Source organism: Pseudomonas sp. WS 5011, from assembly GCF_012985775.1.
Classification (GTDB): Bacteria; Pseudomonadota; Gammaproteobacteria; order Pseudomonadales; family Pseudomonadaceae; genus Aquipseudomonas; species Aquipseudomonas peli.
The window spans coordinates 15,223-39,827 of sequence record NZ_JAAQXA010000011.1; the positions used below are offsets into that span (position 1 = coordinate 15,223).

Here is a 24,605-nt window from a genome sequence, read left to right on the forward strand (position 1 = left end):
TGCCTCAGCCCAGTGTTCCTGGGCGAGGCGGTTTCCCAAGCAAATAGCCGCGATCAGCGCCAATAGCGCGTCAGAGCGTTTATGAAGCGCTTTGGCACCTCTTGGAGCAGCAAAAGCTGGGGCTTTTACGCCGTCATCGCCTTCAACAGGCCTTCGGTGCCGATGATTTTCATCACCCGTTTCAAGTTGTAGGCGAGCACATTCAAGCTCATCTCCGCACTCACCCCGTTCAGCTTTCGGGTCAGGAAGTGCGTTGCGCCCATCCATTGCTTGAGCGTACCGAAGGGATGCTCAACAGTCCGTTTTCGAACCCGCATCATCTCTGGTGCTTGGTTCAACCGGCGCTGCATTTCCTCCAGCACTGCTTCATGCTCCCAGCGCCTTACTCGACGATTTGTGCTTGGTGTGCACTGGGTTTTCAGCGCACAACTCTGGCACTTAGAACTCCAGTAACAGTGCATATTCATGCCTTTCTCAACGCTGGAGAATCGCCAGATCAGTGCCTCTCCCGCCGGGCAGGTGTATTCGTTTTTCGTCGGGTCATACACGAAGGCATCTTTATTGAATCGGCCATCAGCCTTGGCGCTTGAAGTCATTGGCTTAGGCACGTAGGCCGTGATGTTTGCGTCGTGACAGGCAAGGATCTCTTCACCCTTGAAGTAGCCTCGGTCAGCCACCACGGACAGCGTTTCTGCGCCGATGGCTTCACGAGCCTGCTTCGCCATTGAACTGAGTTGGTCGCGGTCTGAACCGCTGTTGGTGACCTCGTGAGCAACGATCAGGTGGTGCTGCGTATCGACAGCCGTCTGCACGTTGTAGCCGACGATACCGCTGCCGCGCGTCATCATCGAACGGGCATCCGGGTCGGTCAGCGAAACCTGTTTATCAGGGGAATCGTTGAGCTGAGTTTCGATCCCTTGAAGCTCTTTCATATGCGCTTTTAGCTTGGCAATCTTATCTTCCAGGCTGGCAGTGTCTGGCGCGGAGGCGCTAGGAATCTGTCGATCAGCCGCATCGAGCACAGCCAAATAACGGCTGATGCTCGCCTCGATTTCTTCCATACGCCGCTTCAGTTTGGCGCTGGTGAAATTGCGGTCACGGTTGTTCACTGCCTTGAATTTGCTGCCGTCGATGGCAACCAAGTTTTCGCCAAACAACCCCAACTGCTGGCAGAGCAAAACGAACTGGCGGCAGACGCCGCGAATGGCCTTGCTGTTATCTTTTCGGAAGTTGGCGATGGTCTTGAAATCGGGCATCAATCGCCCGGTTAACCACATGAGTTCGACGTTGCGCTGAGCTTCTCGCTCAAGACGCCGGCTCGATTGAATGCGGTTTAGATAGCCGTAGATATAGATCTTCAGCAGGATCGAAGGGTGGTAAGCCGGTCTTCCGGTTTCGGCTGGAATGACGCCATCAAAACCTAGCGTGGCTAGGTCGAGTTCATCGACGAAAACGTCAACCACCCGAACCGGATTGGTATCGCTGACGTAGTCGTCGAGGCTTTCGGGAAGTAAGGTGCTTTGACCTCGGTGTTCACCCTGGATAAACCGTTTCATGGGCGTCCCATACGCTGAGATTCTCGGAAATCATAGCAAGGGTTTACCGGTGCGTTTTTACACACTCTGGGCCAGAAGGAGTCTTCCTATATGCCTGAGAGTTCAAGAGCCCCCCTCCATCCAAGATAAATCGTTACTTTTTGGATACAAGCTCGCCAGCTTTTTCACTTTTCACGGGTCCATTTTTTTTAGTCAATCTTTCGACCAGGTCAGAAGGGGAAATATATAGAGTTTTTCTGCCATCCTTAGTATCCATAAATAGCTTCAAATCGCAAAGCCCGTTGAGATGCGTCCTGGCCGTATTTTCCGAAACATCATAACTGCTAGAAACCTCCTTCACAGTGAAAATTCTACCAGGCTCTTTCGCCCCCTTTTTCACCAAATCCTTCTGAATGAAATTTAATGAAGAGTTATACTTAGTTGACTCTAGGAGTTTAACAACTTTCTGAAATTCACTTGAACGGCTTTCCAAATAACTTTGCAGCTCTTCAAAGGCCTTAAGAATTATTTCAACTTGAAAATCAATGAAGTAAGTTAAATCATTTTGATCTTTTTCAGTGTACAGGTATGACAAGCCATATCCCTTGGGGTTGTCTTTTAGAAGCTTGCTTATTGACACATATCTAAATAAATCATAATCGCACTTCAACATATACCAATAGAAAAGAGCCCTAGCAGTTCTTCCATTGCCATCCCTGAATGGATGCTCGTATCCAATCATAAAATGAAGAATTATTGCCTTTATTACTGGGTGTATAAATTCGCAGCCGTTATCTCCGGAGTGGTCTTGATTAGCGAAGGCGCACAGTGACAAAAGCCTACTGGGGATTTCTTCAAAAGATGGAGGCTGATAAGAAATTTCGTCATTAGTATCCGAAACGTAAATATCATCAGTTTTCCTAAACTCACCCGGGACTACATTATTTTCAGTAGTGCCCTGTGTGGCTATGCGATGAAATTCTAAAATCAGATCCAGTGTAAGCGGGTCATCTCTTGTCAATTCCGCATGCTTTAAAAGCATGTAGTTATTCAGAATCATCCGCTCATCTTCATCTAAAGGAGGTCTTTCCTCCTCAAGCATTTTTTTTGCCACTTCTCTAGTAGTAGAAGCCCCTTCAAGCTGAGCGCTCGATATGGCCTCTTCCATAATTAGAGAAGACACTAAAAACTTACTCTGCAAACTCTCAGGGGCTTTACTTCCCGCAATGGAAGCGACACTTCCACCAGCCAGCTTAACAATTCTATGAAGCTTGGAATCTACAGAATGTGGGATGCAATATGTGAAGACTTCACCAGTACTAGCTAGCAATGCCAAAGGTTTCATCTGCATGTATCTTTTAAATTTCACAGCAAACCAAATATCGGTAGCCTCTGCTCTTGGTACTCGCCACTTGAATTTGTCCCAGTGAAGATAGTTTCCCTTTTCGTCTGTAACATCATATTTAGAAAAATACTTGCCGATTTTTTCAAATTCGACTTTTGACGGATCAAATTTCGGCGGCCGCTCAACACTTGGCTTTGTCATTTCATCACTCAATTATGAAAATTTGCGTTTTAGTGTTGAGATACTGGCATGGTCCAGCACAAAGTCAAGGCTTACACCCATCATTACCGGCCAGCATTAAAGCGAGAGGTGCGATGTAATAAGCCGCTTTACCTCAAAAAATTGTCCCGGCGCTCATGCATAAATCGAGGTGGATTTCTCGTATCTCTACCGGCATAGAAAAATTGCGAGATACCACGCCTCGCCTGTACGACGCCGACTCAGCGTGTGAGCGGTGCATTGGTGACACTTGGTCGATTAAAGTGTGGATAGAAGCGCCTTGACCAGCCGCTTTCCGTGCTGGGGCGCTCGGGGGTAGACCACGAATTACTAAAGGTTTTCACCCGCTCGTAGGATGAGTTGAGCGTAGCGATACCCTTGCTGCTGTCAGCCCATCATCTGTGAGCCGTAAAACCCCTGATGGTTATCGCAGGCTCAACCCATCCTACGTCCGTTACAGCTGCGGATAACTCCTCGGCGTATACACCCACTCCCCTCCCTCGGCGCGCGGGAAGCGGCAGGTTTGGCTGGAGCCGATAATCACCAGGGTGCGCATATCGACCATCTCTGGCGTCAGCTCGCCAAGTGTGAGGGTGCGCAGGGTTTCGCCGGGGCGGCCGATGTCGCGGCCGAGAACCACCAGGGTTTCCGGGGTGCGTTGCTGGCGGACGATATCCAGCGCGCTGCCGAGCTGCCAGGGGCGGGCTTTGGAAATGGGGTTGTAGAAGGCCATCACCAGGTCGGCAGCGGCGGCGTGGGTCAGGCGTTTTTCGATAATGGCCCAGGGCTTGAGGTTGTCCGACAGGGAGATCAGGCAGAAGTCGTGTCCCAGCGGCGCGCCGGCTTTGGCGGCGGTGGCCAGGGCGGCGGAAACGCCGGGGAACACCTGCAAGTCGACGCGCTGCCATTCGGCGTCGGTCGATTCATGCAGGGCTTCCAGCACGGCGGCGGCCATGGCGAACACGCCGGGGTCGCCGGACGACACCACCACCACGCGCCGACCGCTGGCGGCCAACTCGAAGGCATGGCGGGCGCGCTGCATTTCTTCGCGGTTGTCGGTGCAGTGGCGCACCTGCTCCGGGCGCAGTGGGCCGGCCATGTTGATATAGGTTTCGTAGCCGAGCAGGTCCTGGGCTTCGTCCAGCGCCTGGCGCGCGGCGGGCACCATAAATTTGGCGGCACCGGGGCCGAGGCCGATCACCGTCAGGCGGCCACGGGGGCGACCAAGCTGGCTGGCGTCGATCGGTGCGGCGGCCAGCAGCAGGCGCAGGTTGGCGTGCTGGCTATGCAGTGGCGGCAGTTGCGTAGCGTCGTCGATAAAGCGCAGCGGCAGTTTGAGTTGCGCGGCGGCGCTATGCAGTTCGGCGTTGGCCATCAATTCTGGTGCGGCCAGCAGGCATGCCAAACTCTGCAGGGCCAGGTTGCTGGCATGCAGTGCCTGCTGCAGTTCGCTAAGTAAATCGGCGTTGGCCTGTTCGACCCACACGGCCACTTGCTGGGGGTGGATCAGCAGTTCATCGGCATTGGCCGCGCGGCTGTGCGGGCTAATGTGGATAACCCGGTTGGCCTGGTTATCCACAGGCAGCTTGGCCTGGGCCAGCCAGGGCGCGTCGCCCTCAATCCGCACGGCATGGCCGCCGAGTAGGTCGCTGACAAAACCTTTGCCCTGTTCCAGATCGGCCAGCACATAGCCGGCTGGCGGTTCCAGCAGGCAGGTGCCAAAACGCAGTTCACCGCTGGTGGTGATCGCCGCGTTGACCTGCAGGTGCGCGGCCAGCTCCCGCGCCATGCGGTTGACCCCGCCGAGGCCGCCGAGCAGCGGCACCACGGCGCTGCCATCTTCGGCCACGGCCAGTACCGGCGGTTCGCTGTCTTTCTCGCCAAGCACGGCGGCCAAACTGCGAATCACGATGCCGGCGGCGCACAGCACGATCAGCGGCGTGCCGGTGCGGTAGAGCGCGCGCAGGGTGTCGCCGAAGTCCTCATAGGTCCGTTCAACGTCCGCCACCCGGCTGTGCAGGCCGTGGATCTCGGCCTGTGGATAAAGCGCCTGGATACGCCGCGCGCAAGGCAGGGCGGAGGGGCCGAGGATGATGATGGCGGGAGCGGCGGTCATAAGGTGTTCCATAGTGGGCGGGGGCGCGGTTGGCGGATCAACCGCGCCATTTCTCGCCGGGAATGACGATCATTGAGAAGTACGGCGAGGACATCGGCTCCACTTCATCCAGCGGCACGATGCGCTGGTTGCCCATGGTCGCGCGCTCGACGTAATGGGCGCGTTGGTCGATGCCCAGCTCCTGCAACACGCGGCGGACCTTCTCGAAGTTGCGCCCCAGCTTCATCACCACGGCGGCTTCGGCGCTGTGCAGGCGCTGCTTGAGTTCGTCTTCGGGGAGCACGCCGGAGAGCACGCTTAACGATTGGTTGCGGTACACCAGCGGGGTGCCGAGCACCGAGGCGCAACCGAGCATGGAGCACACGCCGGGTACTACTTCCACGTCGTAACGGTCGGCCAAGCGGTCGTGCAGGTACATATAGGAGCCGTAGAAGAACGGGTCGCCTTCGCAGATCACCGCTACGTCCTGGCCAGCGTCCAGGCGGGCTGCGATCTGCACCGCGCAGGTGTCGTAGAAATCGCTGATCACATCTTCATAGCTGAGCGGCGCGGCGAGTTTTTCCGTGGTCACCGGGTATACCAGCGGCAGGCGCTGCTGGGCGTCGCTCAGGTGCGCCTCGATAATGCCGAAGGCGTTGCCGCCATGGCCTTTATTGGCTTTAGCCTTGGCCACAAAGTAGCCGACCACCGCTGCCGATTTCAGCAGGCGCAGGGCCTTGAGGGTGATCAGCTCCGGGTCGCCGGGGCCGACGCCGATGCCAAGCAGACGGCCTTTTTGCACAGTCATCACTCCACCTCCGTGGCCAGGGCGTTGACCGCCGCCACCGCCATGGCGCTGCCGCCGCGACGGCCGCGCACGATCACATAGGGCACGCCACGGCTGTCGGCGGCGAGGGCGTCCTTGGATTCCGCCGCGCCGATAAAGCCCACCGGCATGCCGATAATCAGCGCCGGTTTCGGTGCGCCGGCGTCGAGCATTTCCAGCAGGTAGAACAGCGCGGTGGGGGCGTTGCCGATCACCACCACGCTGCCTTCCAGGTGCTCGCGCCAGTGTTCCAATGCGACGGCCGAACGGGTATTGCCCAGTGCGCGGGCCTGCTCAATCACGCCGTCGTTATGCAGGGTGCAGATCACCGGGTTATTCGCGGCCAGGCGCGGGCGGGTGATGCCTTCGGCGACCATCCGCGCATCGCAGAGAATCGCCGCGCCCTTGGCCAACGCAGCGCGGCCAGCAGCACCGGCGCCGGGCGAGAAGCGCAGATCCTGCACCACATCGACCATGCCGCAGGCGTGGATCACGCGCACTGCGAGTTTTTCCAGGTCTGCCGGGATCGCCGACAGGTCGGCCTCGGCGCGGATGGTGGCGAAGGACTGGCGGTAGATTTCCTGGCCGTCGCGGATGTACTCAAGCATCGCTGTTTCCTGTTGCGCAGTGGGCGGCGAACCAGTCGCCGGCCTCGTCGATAGTCATGGCGCTGGCCAGCAGTTGGCCGAAACCGGCCGCCTCGGGCGTGCGTTGATAGAGCTGGTAATGCCCGGCGCTGCTGGCCAGCAGGGTAAAGGGCGCGGTATGCGCGGCGGCGCAGGAGCGCGGGCAGGCGCTGAGATGCACGTGCGGCCGTGCGCTGCTGGCGCGTAGGCGCTCGGCGAGATGCAGGGCATCGGCCTTGCTGTCGGCCAGGCCTTTGCCGCAGGCGCTGGAGCCGGTGCAGGCGATCAGCTGGCTAAGCGGTTCCTGTGCATCGATCAGCAGGCCCAGTTCGGCCAGTTTGTGCAGCAGGTTGTCTGCCGAGCGCTCGGGGATATTTGGCAGCAGCAGGCCCTGCCAGGGCGTCAGGCGCAGGCTGGCATCGCCGTGCTGCTCGGCCAGATCGGCCAGGGCGTTGAGTTGTGCGGCGTCGATTCGGCCCAGGCGCGAGGCGGCGGCGACCATGCACAGGCCGGCTTGCTGCTGTGGATAAATGCCAATCGGCGCGCGTTGGCTGACCGGTGCGCGTTGCCAATCGGCCGGCGGCGCTTGTACGGCAAAGGGCAGGCGCATTTGCAGCTGTTGCAGCAGTTGGTTGGGGACAATTACGGCAAGCAGCTGGCGCATCCGGCTGTGTTCGCTCCCAGCCAGTTCGATAAACAGCCTTAGCAATTGTTCCACCAGCGGCATGACTTGCTCAGCCTCGACCACGCCCAGCGGCCGGTCAGTCGGGCAGCCGGCCAGGCCAAAGGCCAGTCGGGTTGGCGTGCCAGGCAGGGCGCTTAGCCAGATATCGTGGCGGTGTTCGAGCATGGCCAGGGCTTCGCCGCCGTCCAGCTGCAGGGCGAACTTGGCCGACAGCCCATGCAGCGCCGGGGTGTTTTGCAGCAGGTCGAGCAGCGCGGCGGCCAGCGGGCGGGTATCGAGCAGGGCCTGCGGGTCGAGGCCGGCGGCGGGGCTGAGCAGCAGGTTGCGCACATCGTCGGCGGCCGGGTTGCTCGGGCCGAGGCCGGCAGCTAGCAGGCGTTCGATCAACTCGGCCTGCTGGCCGGGCAATACGCCGCGAATCTGCAGGTTGCTGCGGTTGGTCAGTTCCAGCACGCCGCTGGCGCAGCGCTCGGCCGCCTCGGCGATGGCGCGAGCCTGCTGACTGCTGAGTACGCCGCCGGCCAGCTTGACCCGGCAGATGCCGCCATCCAGCGCTTGGACGATGCGCAGCAGGCCGGGGCACGCGCTAGGGCGTGGGTCGGGCAGGTCGGCGGAGGTTGGACGGTCGTGCAAAAAGGGTCACCAACAACAAAGACGCGGCGACCGAACCAGCGAAACCCGCCCACAGGGGATTTCATGGCATCGGTACACCCCGCCCGATGTTGGCACTCGCGACTAGCGTCGTCGGCAGGTCTCCTGGCTGACAGGTCATCATCTGGCGCGGCCTTCCCAGTTTCCCAGTGGCGCAGTTGCGGCAGACTCGCTGTTTACAGTTGCGGGGGCAGCTCGGTCACGATCAGCGGATCGCTCCGGATTCCCTCTTAGGCCCCTCGCACCATGGCGGTGGGCACCGACGAAGGCTGTATTATGCCCGCTTTGTTTGATGCGCTGACACCCTAGCTTGTCGGGCGGGGGCAGAGGAGTGGGTATGACAGCCTGGTTAACCCTGGTGGGCATTGGTGAAGACGGTTACGCCGGCCTGGGTGAGGCGGCGCGCCGGGCGCTGGGCGAGGCGCAGTGGATTGTCGGCAGCCCACGGCAGCTGGCGCTGTTGCCTAGCGATCTGCCAGGGCAGCACGAACGCTGGCCCAGCCCGTTCAGCCTGGAGCCGGTTTTGGCGCGGCGCGGGATGCCGGTGTGTGTACTGGCCAGCGGCGACCCGCTGTTCTACGGCGTGGGTGCGAGCCTGGCGCGGCAGCTGCCGGCGGATGAATTGCGGGTGTTCTCTGCGCCCTCATCCGTCTCACTGGCTGCTGCTCGCCTGGGTTGGCCACTGCAGGACGTGACGGTGCTGTCGCTGGTGGCGCGGCCGTTGGCGGCGCTGCAGGCGCAGATTTTCCCCGGCGCGCGGTTGCTGCTGTTGAGCAATGACGGCGACTGCCCGACGGCGGTGGCCGAGTTGCTGCGTGAACGCGGTTTTGGTCCCAGCCGTTTGACCGTTTTGGAACATTTGGGCGGCGATCAGGAACGGCGCATCGATGGTCTGGCCAGCGATTGGGCATTGCCGCGCGCGGCCGATCTCAATCTGCTGGCGGTCGAGTGCGTGGCCGCCGCCGATGCACGACTGCTGCCGCTGACGCCAGGGTTGCCGGACGACGCCTATCAGCACGACGGCCAGCTGACCAAGCGCGACGTGCGCGCCATCACCCTGGCGCGCCTGGCGCCGCAACCCGGCGAGCTGCTCTGGGATGTGGGTGCCGGTTGCGGCTCCATCGGCATCGAATGGATGCGCGCGCATCCCAGCTGCCGGGCGCTGGCCATTGAGGCCGATGCCGGTCGTCAGGCGCATATCCAGCACAACCGCGATGCTCTCGGCGTGCCGGGTCTGCAACTGGTCGCCGGCCGCGCGCCCGAAGCCTTGGCCGGATTGGCTGCGCCGGATGCGATCTTTATTGGCGGCGGCGTGACCATCCCCGGCGTGCTGGAGCAGTGCTGGGCCAGCCTGAAACCGGGCGGGCGCCTGGTGGCCAATGCCGTGACCCTGCAAAGCGAAGCGGCACTGGTGGCCTGGCGCGAGCAGGTGGGCGGTGAGTTGACCCGTATCAGCGTGGCCCAGGCGCAGCCGTTGGGCGGTTTCGACACCTGGCGCAGCGCCTTGCCGATCACTCTGCTGGAGGTGCGCAAGCCGTGAGCCCGCGCATCCTGCTGCTTGGCGGCACTACCGAGGCCTTGCGTCTGGCGCGCCGTTTAAACCCCGAAGCCATCTACAGCCTGGCCGGGCTGGGTCGGGTGCCGGATGACTTGCCCTGCCAGGTGCGCGTTGGCGGCTTTGGCGGGGCCGAAGGATTGGCGGAGTTTATCCGCGAGCAGTGCATCGAACTGCTGTTGGATCTGACCCACCCCTATGCCGCACAGATCAGCGCCAATGCCGTCCGCGCCGCCGAGTTGAGCGGAATCGCCTGCTGGGCGCTGCGTCGTCCCGGCTGGCAAGCCGGCGAGGGTGATGACTGGCGTGAAGTGGATAACTGGGCCGGTTTGGTCGAAGCCCTGAAGGATTTCCGCCGTCCGCTGTTTACCCTGGGCCGCGAGCCGCTGGAACACCTGCACGAGATACCCCTGCATCAGCACTGGACCGTACGTTGTCTGACGGCCCAGCAAGGCGTGCCGCGTGCCGAGATTATCGGGGCGCGCGGGCCGTTCGCGCTGGACGAGGAACGCGCGTTATTCGCTCGCCTGGGCACCGATGTGCTGATCAGCAAGAACAGTGGCAGCCAGTCCACCGAGCCGAAATTGCAGGTGGCGCGGGAGTTGGGTTTGCCGGTATTGCTGCTGCACCGGCCGCTCTTGCCGAGTGTGGACCGCGAGTTTGTTAGCCTCGAAGCGCTGACCGAGGCGCTGCAGTTATAGGGCAAGTTGGCCGCCGAGCGGTTGCCCCCCAAGGCAAAAAATCCCCTGTTAGACTGCCGCCCCGCTTTGGAGGCCGCCATGACCACGCCCGTTTCCCCTTACGCCCGCATTCTGTTTGTCGGCCCTGATCTGGCCGAGGGCTCGTTTGCCGAGCTGCTGCGCCGCCGTCTGGTTGAGCTGCGCGGGGAAACAGCGCTGGCCGATATCGTCGACACCAGCGCAGGCTATGCGCCGCTCTGGCAGCGCGTGGCCGAGGGCGAGCGGCCGTTGCTGGTAATTGATCTGGAGCCGCAGAGCAGCAGTCCGCATCTCGATTGGCTGCGCAGCGAGCTAGGCCAGCAGGCCAATCCCGATCAGCTGTTTGTCGCCAGTGCGATTGGCCAGGCCGAGGGCTTGCCGGTGGAGGTCGCCTGCGCGCTGATCGAGCGTCCCGAGCTGCACCTGCCCTGTGTCGGTGTGGCCGCAGTGCCGGGGCATCACGCCTGGTCGCAGATTCCGCCGCATGCGCAGCGCCTGCTGTTGTGCAACGGCCCGCGCTGCACCCGGCGCGGTGCGCTGGACCTGTGGAAAACCCTGCGTCAGCGCCTCAAGGCCGCCGGCAAACTGGAGTGCGAAGGCGGGGTGCATATCACCCGTACGCAGTGCCAGTTCCCCTGTGATCTGGGCCCGACTGCCAGCCTTTATCCGGCCGGTGAGTGGTTCCGCGTGCGCGATGAAGCCGAGCTGATCCGCCTGGTCGATGAGCGCCTGGTGGCCGGCCGCGCAGTGCCCGAGCTGCGTATCGATCAGGGCTGAGAAGACCGCTGTAGAGCCATTCGGCAACAGCTAAAAACTTGACGTGGATTGGCCTGAATGGTCATATCCGCGCCGTTTCAGGTGTCTCACGCCGCCGTGCGTGAGGTTAAACGGGAAGTCGGTGCGCCCTTTGGGCTAGTCCGACGCTGCCCCCGCAACGGTAAGCGAGCGAAGTCATCACGATGCCACTGTGCAGTTTCTGCATGGGAAGGCGATGGCTTCATGACCCTCGCAAGCCCGGAGACCGGCCTGATTCTTAGGGATGTTGTGCGCTGCTAGTGATGCAGCGGCAACTCCCAACTGTTTGGCAACCCGCGGTGGGCGGGCGTTGACGCCGATCGTGGGTGCCTGCGCGCCCGTGTTTTGCTGTTGCGCGTTTCCATCGGGATTGCCGTGCCTATCCCTTTTGCGATGGAAGCATCATGGCGCGCTATCCCCTGTCTCAACTCTCTGTTTCCCTTGCCCTGTGCCTGGCCGGTACGGCTGTGGCGGGCGAATCTCCAGTCAATCTGCCGGCCACGACCGTGCAGGCCAAGGCTGCTGCGGAGGGCGCAAGCGATCTGCATACGCCCAGCAGCAGCGGTTCGCGTCTGGGCCTGAGCGCCCTGCAAACCCCGGCCAGCACCAGCAGCCTGAGCGGCGCGCAGGTGCGCGGTCGCAACAACCTCAGCGTTCAGGACGCGGTCACCCGCACCCCTGGCATCAGCAGAATCGGCAGCCCAGGCAATGGCGGCACCGCGCTGTCGGCGCGCGGCTTTACCGGGCACAGCGCGACCATGCAGCTGTACGACGGCACCCGTCAGTATGTCGGGGCCGGCACCGTGACCTTCCCGGTCGACACCTGGTCGGTGGAGCGCGTTGACGTGCTGCGCGGCCCGGCCTCGGTGCTGTACGGCGAAGGCGCGACCGGCGCGGTGATCAACGTGGTGCCGAAAAAGCCGTTTAGCGGCGCCATCAGCAACCAGCTGCGCCTCGGCTACGGCAGTGACGACCGCCGCCAGGCCGCGCTGGACAGTGGTGGCTCGCTCAGCGATGCGTTGAGCTACCGCCTCAACCTCAATCAGCAGGCCAGCAATGGCTGGGTCGATGACGGCGAGTCGCAGAGCCAGGCGCTCAGCGCTGCCCTGCGCTGGGATGCCAGCGATGCGCTGAGTTTCACCCTGTCCCATGATCAGGGCGATCAGGACCCGCAGCGCTACCTGGGCACACCGCTGGTCGCCGGCCAATACCGCGAGAGGCTGCGCGAGCGCAATTACAACGTCGATAACGCCGAGATTCGCTATAACGACCAGATCACCCGGCTGGTCAGCGACTGGCGGATCAACGACGCGCTGACCGCCAGCAACCAGCTCTACTACATCAAGACCCAGCGCTACTGGCGCAATGCCGAGTCCTACCGCTGGCAGCCGGGCGATCAGGTCAAGCGCAGTGACTTCTACGAGATCAAGCACACCCAGGAGCAGGTCGGCGACCGCCAGACCTTCACCCTGGATCACGCCCTATTTGGCCTGGATAGCCGCAGCGTGGTGGGCGTGGACTACAACCGCATCCACTTCGCCCGCCAGCACGACTTTGCCAGCAGCTTCACTGACAGCGTGCCGCTCGCCGGCAGCGGTGGCGGTCAGTATCAGAGCACCGATCCACTGGGTTATGGGCCGCGCGAACGCAACCTGGCGCGGCAATTCTCGCTATTCGCCGAGAACCGCACCCAGCTGACTGAGCGCCTGTCGTTGGTCAGCGGCGTGCGCCGCGATCAAGTGCATATCCAGCGCGACAACCTGCTGACCGACAGCAGCGCCGACCGCAGCCTGACGGGTGACAACTGGCGCGCCGGGTTGGTCTTCGAGGTTACGCCCGAGCTGTCGCTATACGGCCAGTACGCCACCAGCACCGAGGGCGTGAGCAACCTGCTGACGCTCAATCCGACCCAGCAGCAGTTCGACCTGAGCGAGGCCAAGCAAACCGAAATCGGCCTTAAGCAGGCGTTCTGGAATGGCCAGGGCGAATGGACGCTGGCCGCTTACCACATCGTCAAGGAGAAGCTGCTCAGCCGCGCCACCCCGACCGCGCCGACCGAGCAGATCGGCCAGCAGTCTTCCGACGGTCTGGAAGCCACCCTGGAGCTTGCGCTGGGGCAGGGTTGGCAGGTGTCGGCCAACGCCGCGTGGGTGCGTGCGGAGTACGACGATTTCCGCGAGGCTGGTGGTGACCGCAGCGGCAATCGCCCGACCAACGTGCCGCGGCGCACCGCCAACCTGTGGTTGAGCAAGGCGCTGAGCGAGCGGGTGGACGCCGGTATCGGCGCACGTTATGTCGATGCGCGCTATGCCGACACAGCGAACAGCGTGACGCTGCCGAGCTACACCGTGGTTGATGCCACTATCGGCTGGCAGGTGCAGGCGGACGTGCGCCTGGGCCTGGAGCTGAACAACCTGTTCGACCGCCAGTACGCCACCACCGGCAGCAGCGATGGCCAGCAGTGGTACCTGGGCGCGCCGCGTTCGGTGTTCGTCACTGCCGATTACCGTTTCTGATGCCGCGCTTGCAGATCAGAGACTTGGCCTGGTCGCCCAATGGCGATCAGGCCTTGCTCGACGGCATTGAACTGGTGGTGGGCGACGGTCAGCTGGTCGGCTTGCTCGGCCCCAATGGCAGCGGCAAGACCAGCCTGCTGCGCTGCGCCTACCGCTTTCAGCGGCCCGATCAGGGCCGTGTCGAGCTCGACGGTGAGGCGCTATGGAGTCGCTCGCCGCGCTGGTGCGCGCAGCGGGTGGCGGTGGTGCTGCAAGAGTTTCCCCAGGACTTCGGCCTCACCGTGGCCGAAGTCGCCGCCATGGGCCGCACGCCGCACAAGGGCCTGTTCGATGGCGATAACCAGGCCGATCTCGCCCTGGTCGAGCAGGCATTGGCGCGGGTCGGCCTGAGTGCGCACCAGCAGCAGGCCTTCGCCCATCTCTCCGGCGGGGAAAAGCAACGCGTGCTGCTGGCCCGCGCCCTGGTGCAGCAACCGACGCTGCTGATCCTCGACGAGCCGACCAACCACCTCGACCCGCGCTACCAGCTGGAGCTGTTGCGGCTGATCAAAACCCTCGGCCTGGCGACCCTGGCCAGCTTCCATGACCTCAACCTGGCAGCGGCCTTCTGCGACCGCCTGTATGTGCTCGACCACGGCCGCGTGGTGGCCAGCGGTACCCCAACCGAAGTGCTGACCGAAGCACTGCTGGCCGAGGTGTATGGCGTGCAGGCGCTGGTCGACCGTCATCCCCTCGCGGGGCATCCGCGTATTACCTGGATCAATCCATGAAGCGTTTTCTGCATTACGCCCTGTGCATTCCGTTACTGGGGGCCGCCCTGTCCGCCCAGGCGGTTACCGTCACCAGCTGCGACCGTCAGCTGACCATCGAGCAACCGCCGCAGCGCGCAGTCAGTCAGGACATCAACCTGACCGGCATGCTCCTGGCCCTCGGACTGAAATCGCGGATGGTCGGCTACAGCGGCATCAGCGCCTGGAAAACCCCCAACCCCGAGCTGATGGCGCAGCTGGCCGACTTGCCCGAGCTGGCGGCGCGGCACCCGTCGCTGGAAAACCTGCTTAACGCCGAGGCGGATTTCTTCTTTGCCGGCTGGAACTACGGCATGCGCGTCGGCGGTGAAGTTACCCCGGCCAGTCTGGCGCGGTTCGGCATCCCGGTGTACGAGCTGAGCGAGTCCTGCGCCCATGTCATGCCACGTCGGGTGGCCAGCCTGGAGGATGTCTACAACGACCTGCACAACCTCGGCCGGATCTTCGCCGTGGAGCCGCGCGCCGAGGCGCTGGTGCAGGGCATGCAGCAACGGGTGGCGGCGGTGCGTGAACGCCTGGCCGACAGCGGTCCGGCGCCACGGGTATTTCTCTACGACAGCGGCGAGGAAAGCCCCTTTACCGCCGGCCGCCTGGCCATGCCACAGGCGCTGATCGAAGCCGCTGGCGGGCGCAATGTGATGGACCAGTTGGCCGCGAGTTGGGTGCGCGTTGGCTGGGAAGCGGTGATCAGCAGCGACCCCGAGGTGATTCTGATCGTCGATTACGGCGAGCGCAGCGCGGCGCACAAGCGTGGCTTTCTGCTGCAGCACCCGGCCTTGCAGGGGCTGACGGCGATCCGTCAACAGCGCTTTGTGGTGCTGCCGTACCTGGCAGTAACCCCGAGTATGGATAACGCCGCCGCCATCGAAACCCTGGCCGCCGCGCTGCACCCGCAGGCGTTAGGCCAATGATCCGCAGCCCGCGCGCCTACCGCTTGTTGCTGCTGGTGCTGGCCTTGGCGCTGGCACTGTCCTGCGCCGCCTCCCTGGGCTTTGGCGCAGCGCCAGTGCCGTTGGCGCAGGTGTTGGAGATTCTCGGCCAGCGCCTGTTCGGTCTGCAGCCGGAACAGGCGGTGAGCAGCGCCCAGGACAGCATCGTCTGGCTGATCCGTGCGCCACGGGTGGTGCTCGGTGCACTGGTCGGCGCCGGGCTGGCGCTGGTCGGCACGGCGCTGCAGGCGGTGACGCGCAATCCGCTGGCTGATCCGCATCTGCTGGGTGTCAGCTCCGGTGCGGCGCTCGGCGCGGTGATTGTGGTGCTGTATCTGGGTGAATTTATCGGCCTGCTCAGCCTGCCGCTGGCGGCCTTTGTCGGCGCGTTGGTGAGCATGCTGCTGGTGCTGGCGATTGCCAGTCGCGGTGGTCGGCTGGAGAGTGACCGCCTGCTGCTGGCCGGGGTGGCGGTGTCGTTTGTGATGATGGCGGCAAGCAACCTGCTGCTGTTTCTCGGTGATCACCATGCCGCCAGTTCGGTGATCTTCTGGATGCTCGGCGGCCTCGGGCTAGCGCGTTGGGAACTACTCTGGCTGCCAGCGCTGTGCCTGGCGCTGGCCCTGCTGCTGTTACTCGGTCTGGCGCGGGCGCTGAATGCGCTGATGGCTGGCGAACACAGCGCGGTCAGCCTGGGGTTGGAGCCACGTCGGGTGCGCCTGCTGGTGTTTGTCTGCGCTTCGCTGCTGACCGGGGTGCTGGTGTCACTGAGCGGTGCCATCGGCTTTGTCGGGCTGATCCTGCCGCACGTGGCGCGCTTTCTGGTGGGCGCCGAGCACCGTCGCCTGTTGCCGGTCAGTGCGCTGCTTGGCGCGCTGTTTCTGGTCTGGGTTGATGTCGCTGCGCGTACCCTGTTGGCCCCGCAGGACCTGCCCATCGGCATCGCCACGGCGGCGATTGGTGGGGTGTTTTTCGTGCTTTTACTGCGTCGGCGCTGAATCGCTAAAGTTTTTTCAGCGCTGCTGTAACGCCTGTTCGTCTCGTCGCTCTAGTTGAATGCCGGCACACAAACCCCTTTTTGTCCGGCTCACCCAGATCACCCGAGGATACGCACATGACCATGAAATCCACCGCTGCTACTGGTGCTGCCATCGCCTTCGCTGCTGCTGCCATGTTCGCCGGCATGTCCGGCACTGTCGTCGCGGCTGAAGAAGCCAAGGTGCACTGCTACGGCGTCACGTCCTGCAAAGGCCAGAATGACTGCAAGACTGCCGAAAACAGCTGCAAAGGCCAGGCTGTCTGCAAAGGCCACGGCTTCAAGGCCATGACCCAGGCCGAGTGCGATGCGGCAGGCGGTACTGTCGGCGAGTAAGTGAGCCGGGGCGGCCGCCGCGCGGTTGCCCCGCATCACCTGGCAAGGAGTCAGCGATGAACGCTCAACGCGGCAATCTGGGTTTCGGCCTGGGCCTGCGCAGCACCTATTACCAAGCCATTCTCGAGCAGCAGCCGGCCATCGACTGGTTCGAGATTGTCTCGGAAAATTACCTGGTAGCGGGCGGTAAGGTCCTCTACTTTCTCGATGCCATCGGCGAGCAGTACCCGCTGGTGATGCATGGCGTGTCGCTGTCGATCGGCGGCCCGCATGAGCTGGACCGCGACTACCTGCGCCAGCTCAAACACCTGGCCGCGCGCGTGCAGCCAGCGTGGATCTCCGATCACCTGTGCTGGAGCCGGGGCAATGCCCATCAACTGCACGACCTGCTGCCGCTGCCTTATACCGAGGAGAGCCTGCAGCATGTGGCCGCGCGGGTGCGCCAGGTGCAGGACGTGATTGAGCGGCCGCTGGTGCTGGAAAACGTCTCCAGTTACCTGCGCTGCGCCGATGATCAGTTCAGCGAATGGCAGTTCCTCGCCGCACTCAGCGAGTTGAGCGGCTGCGAGCTGTTGCTGGACGTCAACAATGTCTACGTCAGTGCACGCAACCACGGCTTCGATGCCTGGACCTTTATCAGCAGCCTGCCCAAGCAGCGTATCCGTCAGCTGCACCTGGCCGGCCACAGCGATTACGGCAGCTACCTGATCGATACCCATGATCAGCCGGTCAGTGACCCGGTCTGGCAGCTTTATCAACGCACCCTGCAGCACCTCGGCCCGGTGTCCACGCTACTGGAGCGTGACGATCATTTTCCCGATCTGGATGTGCTGCTCGACGAGCTGAACACGGCGCGCCGGTTTGCCGCCCAAGCACTGCAAGGCACAGCGCAATGCGCCTGAGTGACTGGCAGGCGCAGGTGCAGGCCTACCTGCAGGGCCCCGATGCCCAGCCCAATCCGGCGCTGCAGGCCAGTCTGCTGGGTAGTGCGGCGCTGAGTGCCGAACAGGGCCTGGCGATTTACCACAACGCCTACCGCGCGCGCCTGCTGGAAGCCTTGCGTGGTGACTATCCGGCGGTGCATGGCTGGCTCGGTGATGAGGAATTCGATGCCCTGGCCCTGGCCTATCTCGACGCGCACCCCTCGCAGCATTTCAGCCTGCGCTGGTTAGGCGCACAGCTGGCGGACTTTATCGACGGCTACCTGATTCCCGCACAGGCCGAGCCGCTCAGCGAACTGGCGCGGCTGGAATGGGCGTTTACTTTGGCTTTTGATGCCGTCGACGCCGCGCCCCTGAGCCTGACGCAGATGGCCGAACTGCCGGCTGAAGACTGGCCGACCCTGCAGGTGCGTTTGCTACCGAGCGTGCAGTGGCTGGCGTGCCGGCATAACAGCCTGGCGATCTGGCGTGCGGGCAAGGAGCAGGGTGACTTCCCCGGTAGCCTGCCACTGGTTACGACAGAGACCTGTGTGGTCTGGCGCGATCAGCTGATTACCCGCTACCGCTGCCTGGCGGCCGATGAAGCGGCGGCATTGCAGGGCATGGCCGTGCAAGGCTGGAGCTTCGCTGAGCTGTGCGGCGAGCTGGCATACCTCGGCGAACAGGCACCCGTGCAGGCGGTGAGCTGGTTGCGTCAGTGGCTGGCGGATGGGCTGTTGCAGCGGGCGGATCACCTCTCGCGTTGAGTGCTCTGTCCTGACAGGGCAATTTCCTTCAATACCCTGCGCCGTGCGCCTGTCAGCCTGGCACCTCCTTTGGTTGTGCTGACAGGTGTGTGATGAATACGCTGTTTTACTCCATGGCGGGTTTTGCCCTCGCTGCTTCGATCTCTCCCGGCCCGGTCAACCTGCTGGCGCTTAGTGCCGGCGCGACCCATGGCCTGCGCCGCAGCATGCGTCACGTCACGGGTGCGACGTTCGGCTTTACCGCGCTGTTGCTGGCCATGGGCCTGGGCTTGCAGCAGCTGTTGCAGCAGTGGCCGGCGCTGACGCACGGGGTGGCCTGGTTTGGCGTCGCCTTTCTGCTGTACATGGCCTACGGCCTGGCCCGGTCTGACGGGCAACTCAGCGGCAACGATGCACAGCAGCGCCCGTCGCTGTTCAAGGGCGCGCTGATGCAGTGGCTTAACCCCAAGGCCTGGCTGGCCTCGATGGCGGGAATGGGTGCCTATGCGGCGGATGGTGACCTGTTGCGGGTAGGGCAGTTCGCGGCGCTGTATTTCGTGATTTGTTATCTGTCGATCAGCTGCTGGGCGTTGGCCGGGGTTTACCTGCGCCAGTACCTGGAGAATCCCCTGTACCTGCGCCGGTTCAATCGCGGCCTGGCCTTGTTGCTGGTGCTGTCGGCGGTTTATCTGCTGGTCTGATCAGGCGCGGCGGTATTGCCCGGGGGTGGCGGCGAGCAGCTGTTTGAAGGTGCGCTGCAAGTGCGCCTGGTCGGCAAAGCCGGCATCCAGCGCCACCTCGGCAATCGACTCGCCGCGTTTCAGCCCGGCCTGGGCTACTTGCACGCGGCAGTTGAGCAGGTAGGCATGTGGGGTCATGCCGTAGTGCTGCCGGAAACTGCGAATCAGGTACGAGGGCGACAGCTCGGCGGCGCTGCAAATGGCGTCCAGTTTGAGCGTCTGGGTGCAGTGCGTGCGGATAAATTCCGCGGCCAGACGGATGCGCGGGTTGTCCTCGCGTGCGGGGGCCGGCGCGGGTGCCAGGCGCTGTTGCAGGGTGCTGAAATAGTCGATCAGGGCGCACTCTTTGCGCAGCTGATCGACCGACGCGGCATTGAGCAGGTCGTACAGCTGGTTGAGGCCGTTGAACAGCTCAGGGTCGCGGCTGAGGATGGCGGAGAAGGGCTGCAGGTGCGGGTTGTGGCTGAAGCCCAGCTGGTGTTGCAGGTCGCCCAGCCAGGTGCTGTCGATGTAGAACATGCGATACGACCAGGGCTGCCCATCAACGGGGTTGCAGGCATGCACGTCACCCGGGTTCATCAGCACCAGCGTGCCGGCCGCGACCTGCTCGCGCGCCTTTTCATTGAAGTAGGTGCTGCGGCCCCGGGTGATGGTGCCAATCGAAAAACACTCATGGGAATGCTTGGCGTAGCACAACAAACGGCCATCGAGGGCTTCGCGCGTTTCCACGAAGGGCAGCGCCGGGTCGCGCCAGAAGCGTGGGGTGGTGGCCTGTTGCTCAGTGCTCATCATGCGTCCCTGGCGTAATCGCCGTATAGCCAGCGCTGACTATAGCGGCCGCAGGCGCTTGTTCAAACAGTCGAGCCGCTGCGCTCTGCACGGCGCGGTGCTTTGTCTTACCATGCCGGCTCCGCCTTGTTGCGAGCCGCGCATGTCTGCCTTTCTGCTGCGTTACCGCGTTGCCCTGATCGTCCTGCTGATTCTGCTCGGCCTGCTGGCGAGCATCTGGCTGGCCGGGCGTTATGCCGAGCAACGCGCCTGGCAGGAGCGCAGCCTGGAGGCGCGCGGGCAGTTGCAGCTGTATGCGCAGTCGATCCACACCCTGGTCGAACGCTTCCGCTCGGTGCCCGAGGTGCTCGCGCTGGACAGCGATATCAAGTCGCTGCTGCGCGCGCCGGATGACAGCTTGCTGCGCAGCACACTCAACGAGCGGTTGGAGCAACTCAACACGGCCGCCGGTTCAAACGTGCTGTATCTGCTCAACGATAAAGGCGAAACCCTGGTGGCCAGTAACTGGCGCGACTGGAGCAGTTTTGTCGGCAACAACTACGCCTTCCGCCCGTATTTTCAGGATGCCGTGCGCCAGTCCTCCGGGCGCTATTTTGCGGTGGGCGTGACCACCGGCATCCCCGGTTATTTCCTCTCCCATGCGGTGCGCGACGACGACGGCACGGTGCTCGGCGTGCTGGTGGTCAAGCTGGAGCTGGAAGAGCTGCAGCGTGAATGGGCTAGCCAGCCCGGCGTGCTGCTGGTGGCCGACAGCTACTCGGTGGTGATCCTCAGCAACCGTCCGGCCTGGCGTTTTCTCGCCCTCGACAGTTTGAGCGAACAGGCCCGCGCCGAACTGGTGGAGGTGCGCAAATACGCCGAACAGGCGCTGCAGCCGCTGGCCAGTACGCTGCGTCGGCAGATCGACAGCGATAGCCAGTGGCGCCGGGTCGAGGGTCCGGACGGCCCGCGTGATTACCTCTGGCAGCGCCAGGCTCTGGGTGATGAAGGTTGGACCCTGCACCTGCTGCACGAGCCGAAAACCCTGGTCGACAGCGTGCGCAGCTATCGCCTGGCCGCCGCCGGGGTGTGGATGACCCTGGCGTTTCTGCTGCTCTACCTGGCCCAGCGACGCAAGACTCAGCGCTTGCAGGCCGGTATTCGCGAGCGCCTGGAGCGTGAGGTGGCGCTGCGTACCGCCGAGTTGCGCGAGGCTCAGGAAGGCCTGGTGCATGCGGCGAAGATGGCGGCGCTGGGGCAGATGTCGGCGGCCATGGCCCATGAAATCAATCAGCCGCTGACTGCCATGCAGATGCAGCTGGGCAGCCTGCGTTTGCTGCTCGATAGCGGCCGGCAGGACGATGTGCGCGAAGGGCTGCAGCGTATCGATGGCCTGCTGCAACGCATTGCCGGGCTCACCGGCCACCTGAAGACCTTTGCCCGTAAAAGCCCGGCGGGTCTGAGCGAGCGTCTGCGCCTGAGCGATGTGCTGGAGCAGGCCCTGCAGCTGCTGGCGCCGCGCCTGCGCAGCGAACAGGTGCAGCTGCACAGCGAGATCGACAGCGAGGCGCGGGTGTTGGGTGACGCGATTCGCCTGGAGCAGGTGCTGCTCAATCTGCTGAACAATGCCCTGGATGCCATGGCGGACAGCACCGTGCGGCAGTTGCAGATTCGTATCGAGCGTCAGGCCGAGCAGTGTCTGCTGAGTATCGCCGATAGCGGCGGCGGAATCGCCAGCGAGGCGCTGGGGCATGTGTTCGAGCCGTTCTTTACCACCAAGCCGGTGGGCGCTGGGTTAGGCCTTGGGCTGGCGGTGTCCTACGGCATCGTCCGTGAGCTGGGCGGTAGCCTGGAGGCGGCCAATGGCGAGCAGGGTGCGGTGTTTACCCTGCGCCTGCCGGCAGCGCCGAATGCGTAGTGCGGGTTATTTCCCGGATTTTATCCGGGCTACACTGCCCGCCGATTTAAAGAGGGGGAGGTGATATGACTGGGCACGTAATAGTCGTCGACGATGAAGCGGCCATCCGCGAGGCGGTGCAGCAGTGGCTGGAGCTGTCCGGCTTTCGCGTGCACAGCTGCGCCACGGCGCAGGCCGCGCTGGCGCTGGTCGACCGTGACTACCCCGGCATCATCATCAGCGATGTGCGCATGCCCGGCACCGATGGCCTGCAACTGCTCGACAGCGTGCTGGAGCGTGACCGCGACCTGCCGGTGATTCTGATCACCGGGCATGGCGATGTGCCGATGGCGGTGCAGGCGCTGCGCCAAGGCGCGTATGACTTTATCGAAAAGCCCTTCACCCCCGAACGCCTGCTCGACAGTGTGCGCCGCGCGTTGGACAAGCGCCGGCTGGTCTGTGAGAACCGCCAGCTGCGTCAGCAGTTCGCCCTCAAGGACCATATCGAGGCGCAGCTGCTCGGCGTCTCGCGGCCGATGGAAACCCTGCGCCGGCAGATCCTTGAGCTGGCCGGCACCTCGGTAAATATCCTCCTGCGCGGCGACACCGGCAGCGGCAAGGAACGGGTTGCCCGTTGCCTGCATGATTTCAGCAACCGCGCCGGCAAGCCGTTTGTCGCGCTGAACTGCGCGGCGATTCCCGAGCACCTGTTCGAGAGCGAGCTGTTCGGCCATGAAAGCGGCGCCTTTACCGGCGCCCAGGGCAAGCGCATCGGCCGCATCGAACATGCCGACGGCGGCACGCTGTTTCTCGACGAGGTGGAAAGCCTGCCGTTGGCCCAGCAGGTCAAACTGCTGCGCGTGCTGCAGGAGAAAACCCTCGAACGCCTGGGTTCCAACCGCAGCATCCAGGTCGACTTGCGGGTGATCAGCGCGGTCAAGCCTGACCTGCTCGATGAGGTCAAGGCTGGGCGTTTCCGTGAAGACCTGTACTACCGGCTGAATGTCGCCACCCTGCGCATTCCGCCGCTGCGTGAACGCCGTGAAGACATTCCGCTGCTGTTCGAACACTTCGCCAACCAGGCTGCGCAACGCCATGGCCGTGAGACACCGAGCCTACCACCGAGCGAGCTGACTCGGCTGCTCGGGCACGACTGGCCGGGCAACGTGCGCGAGCTGATCAACGCCGCCGAACGCCATGCCCTGGGCTTGAGTGGCGGTGTGGAGGACGACGATGGCCTGCCGCAACAGTCGCTGGCCGAGCAGATGGAAGCCTTCGAAGCACAATGCCTGCACCGCGCCCTGCAGCACTGCCAGGGCAATATCGCCGAAGTCATGACGCTGCTGCAGCTGCCACGCCGCACCCTTAACGAGAAAATGCAGCGCCACGGTCTACTGCGCAGCAGCTATCGGCCGGCCGGCAGTGCTGATGACGAGTGAGAACTAGTCGGCGGAATTTCGCTTATCTGAGTTTTTTAACTGGCGGATTTCCGCTTACTACAGCCGCCATGCGGGCCGTGTTTTGCACGCTGAAGGCTCTAGCACGGGCTTTTCTCTCACTGGCACGGCATCTGCTATAGCTCTTGTCAGCCGGGCACTCGATTGCCTCGGCCTCTATAAGAAAGACAAGAGGTGAATCCCATGTACTGCCCCGCATCGTCTGCGCGCCTGTCGCGCTCGGCATCCACTGCCCACCTCTTGTGCGCTCGGCTCAGGCCGCGCGTGAGCCTCTGCTCCTTTTCGCTATTGCGTTAGTCCTGGCGCTGCACCGCCCCCCGGTGGCGCGCAGCGTTGACAGTGAAAACCTCTGCATAAAGCCATAACAACGACGGAGATTCTTCCATGCGAATGACCAAACGTTTCAGCCTGTTTGCTGCTGCCGCAGCCTTTACCGCAAGCACTGCGGTACTCGCCGCCCCAACTTTCATCAACGTGCTGACCGGTGGCACCAGCGGTGTGTACTACCCGATTGGCGTAGGCCTGTCGCAGCTGTACAGCAACGGCATCGAAGGCTCTAAGACCTCGGTGCAAGCCACCAAGGCCTCGGTGGAGAACCTCAACCTGCTGCAAGCCGGTCGCGGCGAACTGGCTTTCGCCCTTGGTGACTCGGTTGCCGATGCCTGGAATGGCGTGGAAGACGCCGGCTTCAAGGCGCCGCTGAAAAAGCTGCGTGCCATCGCCGGTACTTATCCGAACTATATCCAGATCGTTGCCAGCAAGGAGTCCGGCATCACCACCCTGGCTGACCTGAAGGGCAAGCGCATCTCCGTCGGCGCGCCGAAATCCGGCACCGAGCTGAACGCCCGCGCCATCTTCAAGGCCGCCGGCCTGAGCTATGAAGACATGGGCAAGGTTGAGTTTCTGCCCTACGCCGAGTCGGTCGAGCTGATCAAGAACCGTCAGCTGGATGCCACCCTGCAGTCCTCGGGCCTGGGCATGGCGGCGATTCGCGACCTGGCCGCGACCCTGCCGATCAACTTCGTGGCCATCCCGGCCGAGATCACCGCGAAAATCGACAACGCCGCTTACCAGGCGGCGTCGATTCCAGCCGGCACCTACGACGGTCAGGACAGCGACGTGCCAACCGTGGCCATCACCAACATCCTGGTCAGCCATGAAGGCGTGTCCGATGAAGTGGCCTACCAGATGACCAAGCTGATGTTCGACAACCTTGAGCGCCTGGGCAACGCCCACTCGGCGGCCAAGGACATCAAGCTGGAAGGCGCCGCCAAGGGCCTGCCGATCCCGCTGCATCCGGGTGCCGAGCGCTTCTACAAGGAAGCCGGCGCACTGTAAGGCTACTGAAGGGTTGAGGGTGTAGGTTGGCGCTGTGCGCAGCGTCAACCTCTCCGGAAACG

Annotated in this window: 21 protein-coding genes and 2 riboswitches; of the genes, 14 read left to right on the plus strand and 7 right to left on the minus strand. The window is 63.0% G+C overall.

Annotated features, from left to right (window positions below):
• Positions 1–125 precede the first annotated feature (125 nt).
• From HBN63_RS13145 to cobG, 6 genes are all read right to left on the minus strand, one after another.
• Positions 126–1,556, minus strand: coding sequence for an IS1182 family transposase (locus tag HBN63_RS13145; RefSeq protein ID WP_077566290.1), 1,431 nt, complete (start codon positions 1,554–1,556; stop codon positions 126–128).
• 133 nt (positions 1,557–1,689) lie between these two features.
• Entirely contained in the window at positions 1,690–3,081 is a 1,392-nt protein-coding gene (locus tag HBN63_RS13150; RefSeq protein WP_170049725.1) for a Fic family protein, read from the minus strand.
• A gap of 472 nt (positions 3,082–3,553) precedes the next feature.
• Positions 3,554–5,215, minus strand: a complete 1,662-nt coding sequence (cobJ, locus tag HBN63_RS13155; protein WP_170049726.1) for a precorrin-3B C(17)-methyltransferase — start codon at positions 5,213–5,215, stop codon at positions 3,554–3,556.
• A 37-nt stretch (positions 5,216–5,252) separates the two neighbouring features.
• Entirely contained in the window at positions 5,253–6,005 is a 753-nt protein-coding gene (locus tag HBN63_RS13160) for a precorrin-2 C(20)-methyltransferase (protein WP_170049727.1), read from the minus strand.
• Positions 6,002–6,628: a precorrin-8X methylmutase gene (locus tag HBN63_RS13165; RefSeq protein WP_090251038.1), complete on the minus strand. Its 627-nt coding sequence runs from the start codon at positions 6,626–6,628 to the stop codon at positions 6,002–6,004. Before HBN63_RS13165 ends, HBN63_RS13160 begins: the two co-directional genes overlap by 4 nt.
• Positions 6,621–7,964 (minus strand): precorrin-3B synthase, encoded by a 1,344-nt coding sequence (gene cobG, locus HBN63_RS13170; RefSeq protein WP_170049728.1) that lies wholly within the window; start codon positions 7,962–7,964, stop codon positions 6,621–6,623. The genes HBN63_RS13165 and cobG overlap by 8 nt, the downstream gene beginning before the upstream one ends.
• Positions 7,965–8,059: 95 nt before the next feature.
• A riboswitch (cobalamin riboswitch) is annotated at positions 8,060–8,261 on the minus strand.
• 58 nt (positions 8,262–8,319) lie between these two features.
• Here cobG and cbiE point away from each other — a divergent pair.
• The 11 genes from cbiE (at position 8,320) to HBN63_RS13225 (ending at position 19,044) form a co-directional block, all read left to right on the plus strand.
• Positions 8,320–9,522, plus strand: a complete 1,203-nt coding sequence (gene cbiE / locus HBN63_RS13175; protein WP_170049729.1) for a precorrin-6y C5,15-methyltransferase (decarboxylating) subunit CbiE — start codon at positions 8,320–8,322, stop codon at positions 9,520–9,522.
• On the plus strand, positions 9,519–10,238 hold the full coding sequence (locus tag HBN63_RS13180) for a cobalt-precorrin-6A reductase (protein ID WP_170049730.1): 720 nt from the start codon (positions 9,519–9,521) through the stop codon (positions 10,236–10,238). Before cbiE ends, HBN63_RS13180 begins: the two co-directional genes overlap by 4 nt.
• 78 nt (positions 10,239–10,316) lie before the next feature.
• On the plus strand, positions 10,317–11,033 hold the full coding sequence (locus tag HBN63_RS13185) for a (2Fe-2S) ferredoxin domain-containing protein (RefSeq protein ID WP_170049731.1): 717 nt from the start codon (positions 10,317–10,319) through the stop codon (positions 11,031–11,033).
• Between the two features lie 62 nt (positions 11,034–11,095).
• Positions 11,096–11,301, plus strand: a riboswitch (cobalamin riboswitch).
• 154 nt (positions 11,302–11,455) lie between these two features.
• Positions 11,456–13,567, plus strand: a complete 2,112-nt coding sequence (locus tag HBN63_RS13190) for a TonB-dependent receptor (RefSeq protein ID WP_170049732.1) — start codon at positions 11,456–11,458, stop codon at positions 13,565–13,567.
• The gene (locus HBN63_RS13195; RefSeq protein WP_170049733.1) at positions 13,567–14,337 is read left to right on the plus strand and encodes an ABC transporter ATP-binding protein; all 771 of its coding nucleotides are present in this window, start codon (positions 13,567–13,569) and stop codon (positions 14,335–14,337) included. The genes HBN63_RS13190 and HBN63_RS13195 overlap by 1 nt, the downstream gene beginning before the upstream one ends.
• Positions 14,334–15,287 carry an ABC transporter substrate-binding protein gene (locus HBN63_RS13200; protein WP_170049734.1) on the plus strand — a complete coding sequence of 318 codons (954 nt, stop codon included), beginning with the start codon at positions 14,334–14,336 and terminating at the stop codon, positions 15,285–15,287. Before HBN63_RS13195 ends, HBN63_RS13200 begins: the two co-directional genes overlap by 4 nt.
• The gene (locus tag HBN63_RS13205; protein WP_170049735.1) at positions 15,284–16,303 is read left to right on the plus strand and encodes an iron ABC transporter permease; all 1,020 of its coding nucleotides are present in this window, start codon (positions 15,284–15,286) and stop codon (positions 16,301–16,303) included. The genes HBN63_RS13200 and HBN63_RS13205 overlap by 4 nt, the downstream gene beginning before the upstream one ends.
• 116 nt (positions 16,304–16,419) lie before the next feature.
• The gene (locus HBN63_RS13210) at positions 16,420–16,677 is read left to right on the plus strand and encodes a hypothetical protein (protein ID WP_160013906.1); all 258 of its coding nucleotides are present in this window, start codon (positions 16,420–16,422) and stop codon (positions 16,675–16,677) included.
• Between the two features lie 56 nt (positions 16,678–16,733).
• A complete protein-coding gene (locus HBN63_RS13215) occupies positions 16,734–17,579 on the plus strand; it encodes a DUF692 domain-containing protein (RefSeq protein WP_170049736.1) in 846 nt (281 codons plus the stop codon).
• Positions 17,570–18,364 carry a DNA-binding domain-containing protein gene (locus tag HBN63_RS13220; RefSeq protein WP_170049737.1) on the plus strand — a complete coding sequence of 265 codons (795 nt, stop codon included), beginning with the start codon at positions 17,570–17,572 and terminating at the stop codon, positions 18,362–18,364. The genes HBN63_RS13215 and HBN63_RS13220 overlap by 10 nt, the downstream gene beginning before the upstream one ends.
• A 92-nt stretch (positions 18,365–18,456) precedes the next feature.
• Positions 18,457–19,044, plus strand: a complete 588-nt coding sequence (locus HBN63_RS13225) for a LysE family translocator (RefSeq protein WP_223181877.1) — start codon at positions 18,457–18,459, stop codon at positions 19,042–19,044.
• On the opposite strand, the gene HBN63_RS13230 is transcribed toward HBN63_RS13225, so the two are convergent.
• A complete protein-coding gene (locus tag HBN63_RS13230; RefSeq protein WP_262498962.1) occupies positions 19,045–19,872 on the minus strand; it encodes an AraC family transcriptional regulator in 828 nt (275 codons plus the stop codon).
• A gap of 142 nt (positions 19,873–20,014) precedes the next feature.
• Here HBN63_RS13230 and HBN63_RS13235 point away from each other — a divergent pair, with 142 nt between their 5' ends.
• The 3 genes from HBN63_RS13235 to HBN63_RS13245 all read left to right on the plus strand — a co-directional run bounded on the left by HBN63_RS13235 (position 20,015) and on the right by HBN63_RS13245 (position 24,543).
• On the plus strand, positions 20,015–21,769 hold the full coding sequence (locus tag HBN63_RS13235; RefSeq protein ID WP_170049739.1) for an ATP-binding protein: 1,755 nt from the start codon (positions 20,015–20,017) through the stop codon (positions 21,767–21,769).
• A gap of 65 nt (positions 21,770–21,834) precedes the next feature.
• Complete coding sequence (locus HBN63_RS13240) at positions 21,835–23,187, plus strand: sigma-54 dependent transcriptional regulator (RefSeq protein ID WP_170049740.1); 1,353 nt, start codon at positions 21,835–21,837, stop codon at positions 23,185–23,187.
• A 402-nt stretch (positions 23,188–23,589) separates the two neighbouring features.
• Positions 23,590–24,543, plus strand: coding sequence for a TAXI family TRAP transporter solute-binding subunit (locus HBN63_RS13245; protein WP_170049741.1), 954 nt, complete (start codon positions 23,590–23,592; stop codon positions 24,541–24,543).
• The last annotated feature ends 62 nt before the right edge of the window (positions 24,544–24,605 follow it).

Coding starts and splice junctions, on each gene's coding strand:
- cbiE (WP_170049729.1), top strand. CDS start 8,320: ATGACAGCCTGGTTAACCCTGGTGGGCATTGGTGAAGACGGTTACGCC.
- cobJ (WP_170049726.1), bottom strand. CDS start 5,215: ATGACCGCCGCTCCCGCCATCATCATCCTCGGCCCCTCCGCCCTGCCT.
- HBN63_RS13235 (WP_170049739.1), top strand. CDS start 20,015: ATGTCTGCCTTTCTGCTGCGTTACCGCGTTGCCCTGATCGTCCTGCTG.
- HBN63_RS13145 (WP_077566290.1), bottom strand. CDS start 1,556: ATGAAACGGTTTATCCAGGGTGAACACCGAGGTCAAAGCACCTTACTT.
- HBN63_RS13210 (WP_160013906.1), top strand. CDS start 16,420: ATGACCATGAAATCCACCGCTGCTACTGGTGCTGCCATCGCCTTCGCT.
- HBN63_RS13205 (WP_170049735.1), top strand. CDS start 15,284: ATGATCCGCAGCCCGCGCGCCTACCGCTTGTTGCTGCTGGTGCTGGCC.
- HBN63_RS13230 (WP_262498962.1), bottom strand. CDS start 19,872: ATGAGCACTGAGCAACAGGCCACCACCCCACGCTTCTGGCGCGACCCG.
- HBN63_RS13220 (WP_170049737.1), top strand. CDS start 17,570: ATGCGCCTGAGTGACTGGCAGGCGCAGGTGCAGGCCTACCTGCAGGGC.
- HBN63_RS13150 (WP_170049725.1), bottom strand. CDS start 3,081: ATGACAAAGCCAAGTGTTGAGCGGCCGCCGAAATTTGATCCGTCAAAA.
- HBN63_RS13245 (WP_170049741.1), top strand. CDS start 23,590: ATGCGAATGACCAAACGTTTCAGCCTGTTTGCTGCTGCCGCAGCCTTT.
- HBN63_RS13165 (WP_090251038.1), bottom strand. CDS start 6,628: ATGCTTGAGTACATCCGCGACGGCCAGGAAATCTACCGCCAGTCCTTC.
- HBN63_RS13225 (WP_223181877.1), top strand. CDS start 18,457: ATGAATACGCTGTTTTACTCCATGGCGGGTTTTGCCCTCGCTGCTTCG.
- HBN63_RS13185 (WP_170049731.1), top strand. CDS start 10,317: ATGACCACGCCCGTTTCCCCTTACGCCCGCATTCTGTTTGTCGGCCCT.
- HBN63_RS13240 (WP_170049740.1), top strand. CDS start 21,835: ATGACTGGGCACGTAATAGTCGTCGACGATGAAGCGGCCATCCGCGAG.
- HBN63_RS13200 (WP_170049734.1), top strand. CDS start 14,334: ATGAAGCGTTTTCTGCATTACGCCCTGTGCATTCCGTTACTGGGGGCC.
- HBN63_RS13215 (WP_170049736.1), top strand. CDS start 16,734: ATGAACGCTCAACGCGGCAATCTGGGTTTCGGCCTGGGCCTGCGCAGC.
- HBN63_RS13195 (WP_170049733.1), top strand. CDS start 13,567: ATGCCGCGCTTGCAGATCAGAGACTTGGCCTGGTCGCCCAATGGCGAT.
- HBN63_RS13190 (WP_170049732.1), top strand. CDS start 11,456: ATGGCGCGCTATCCCCTGTCTCAACTCTCTGTTTCCCTTGCCCTGTGC.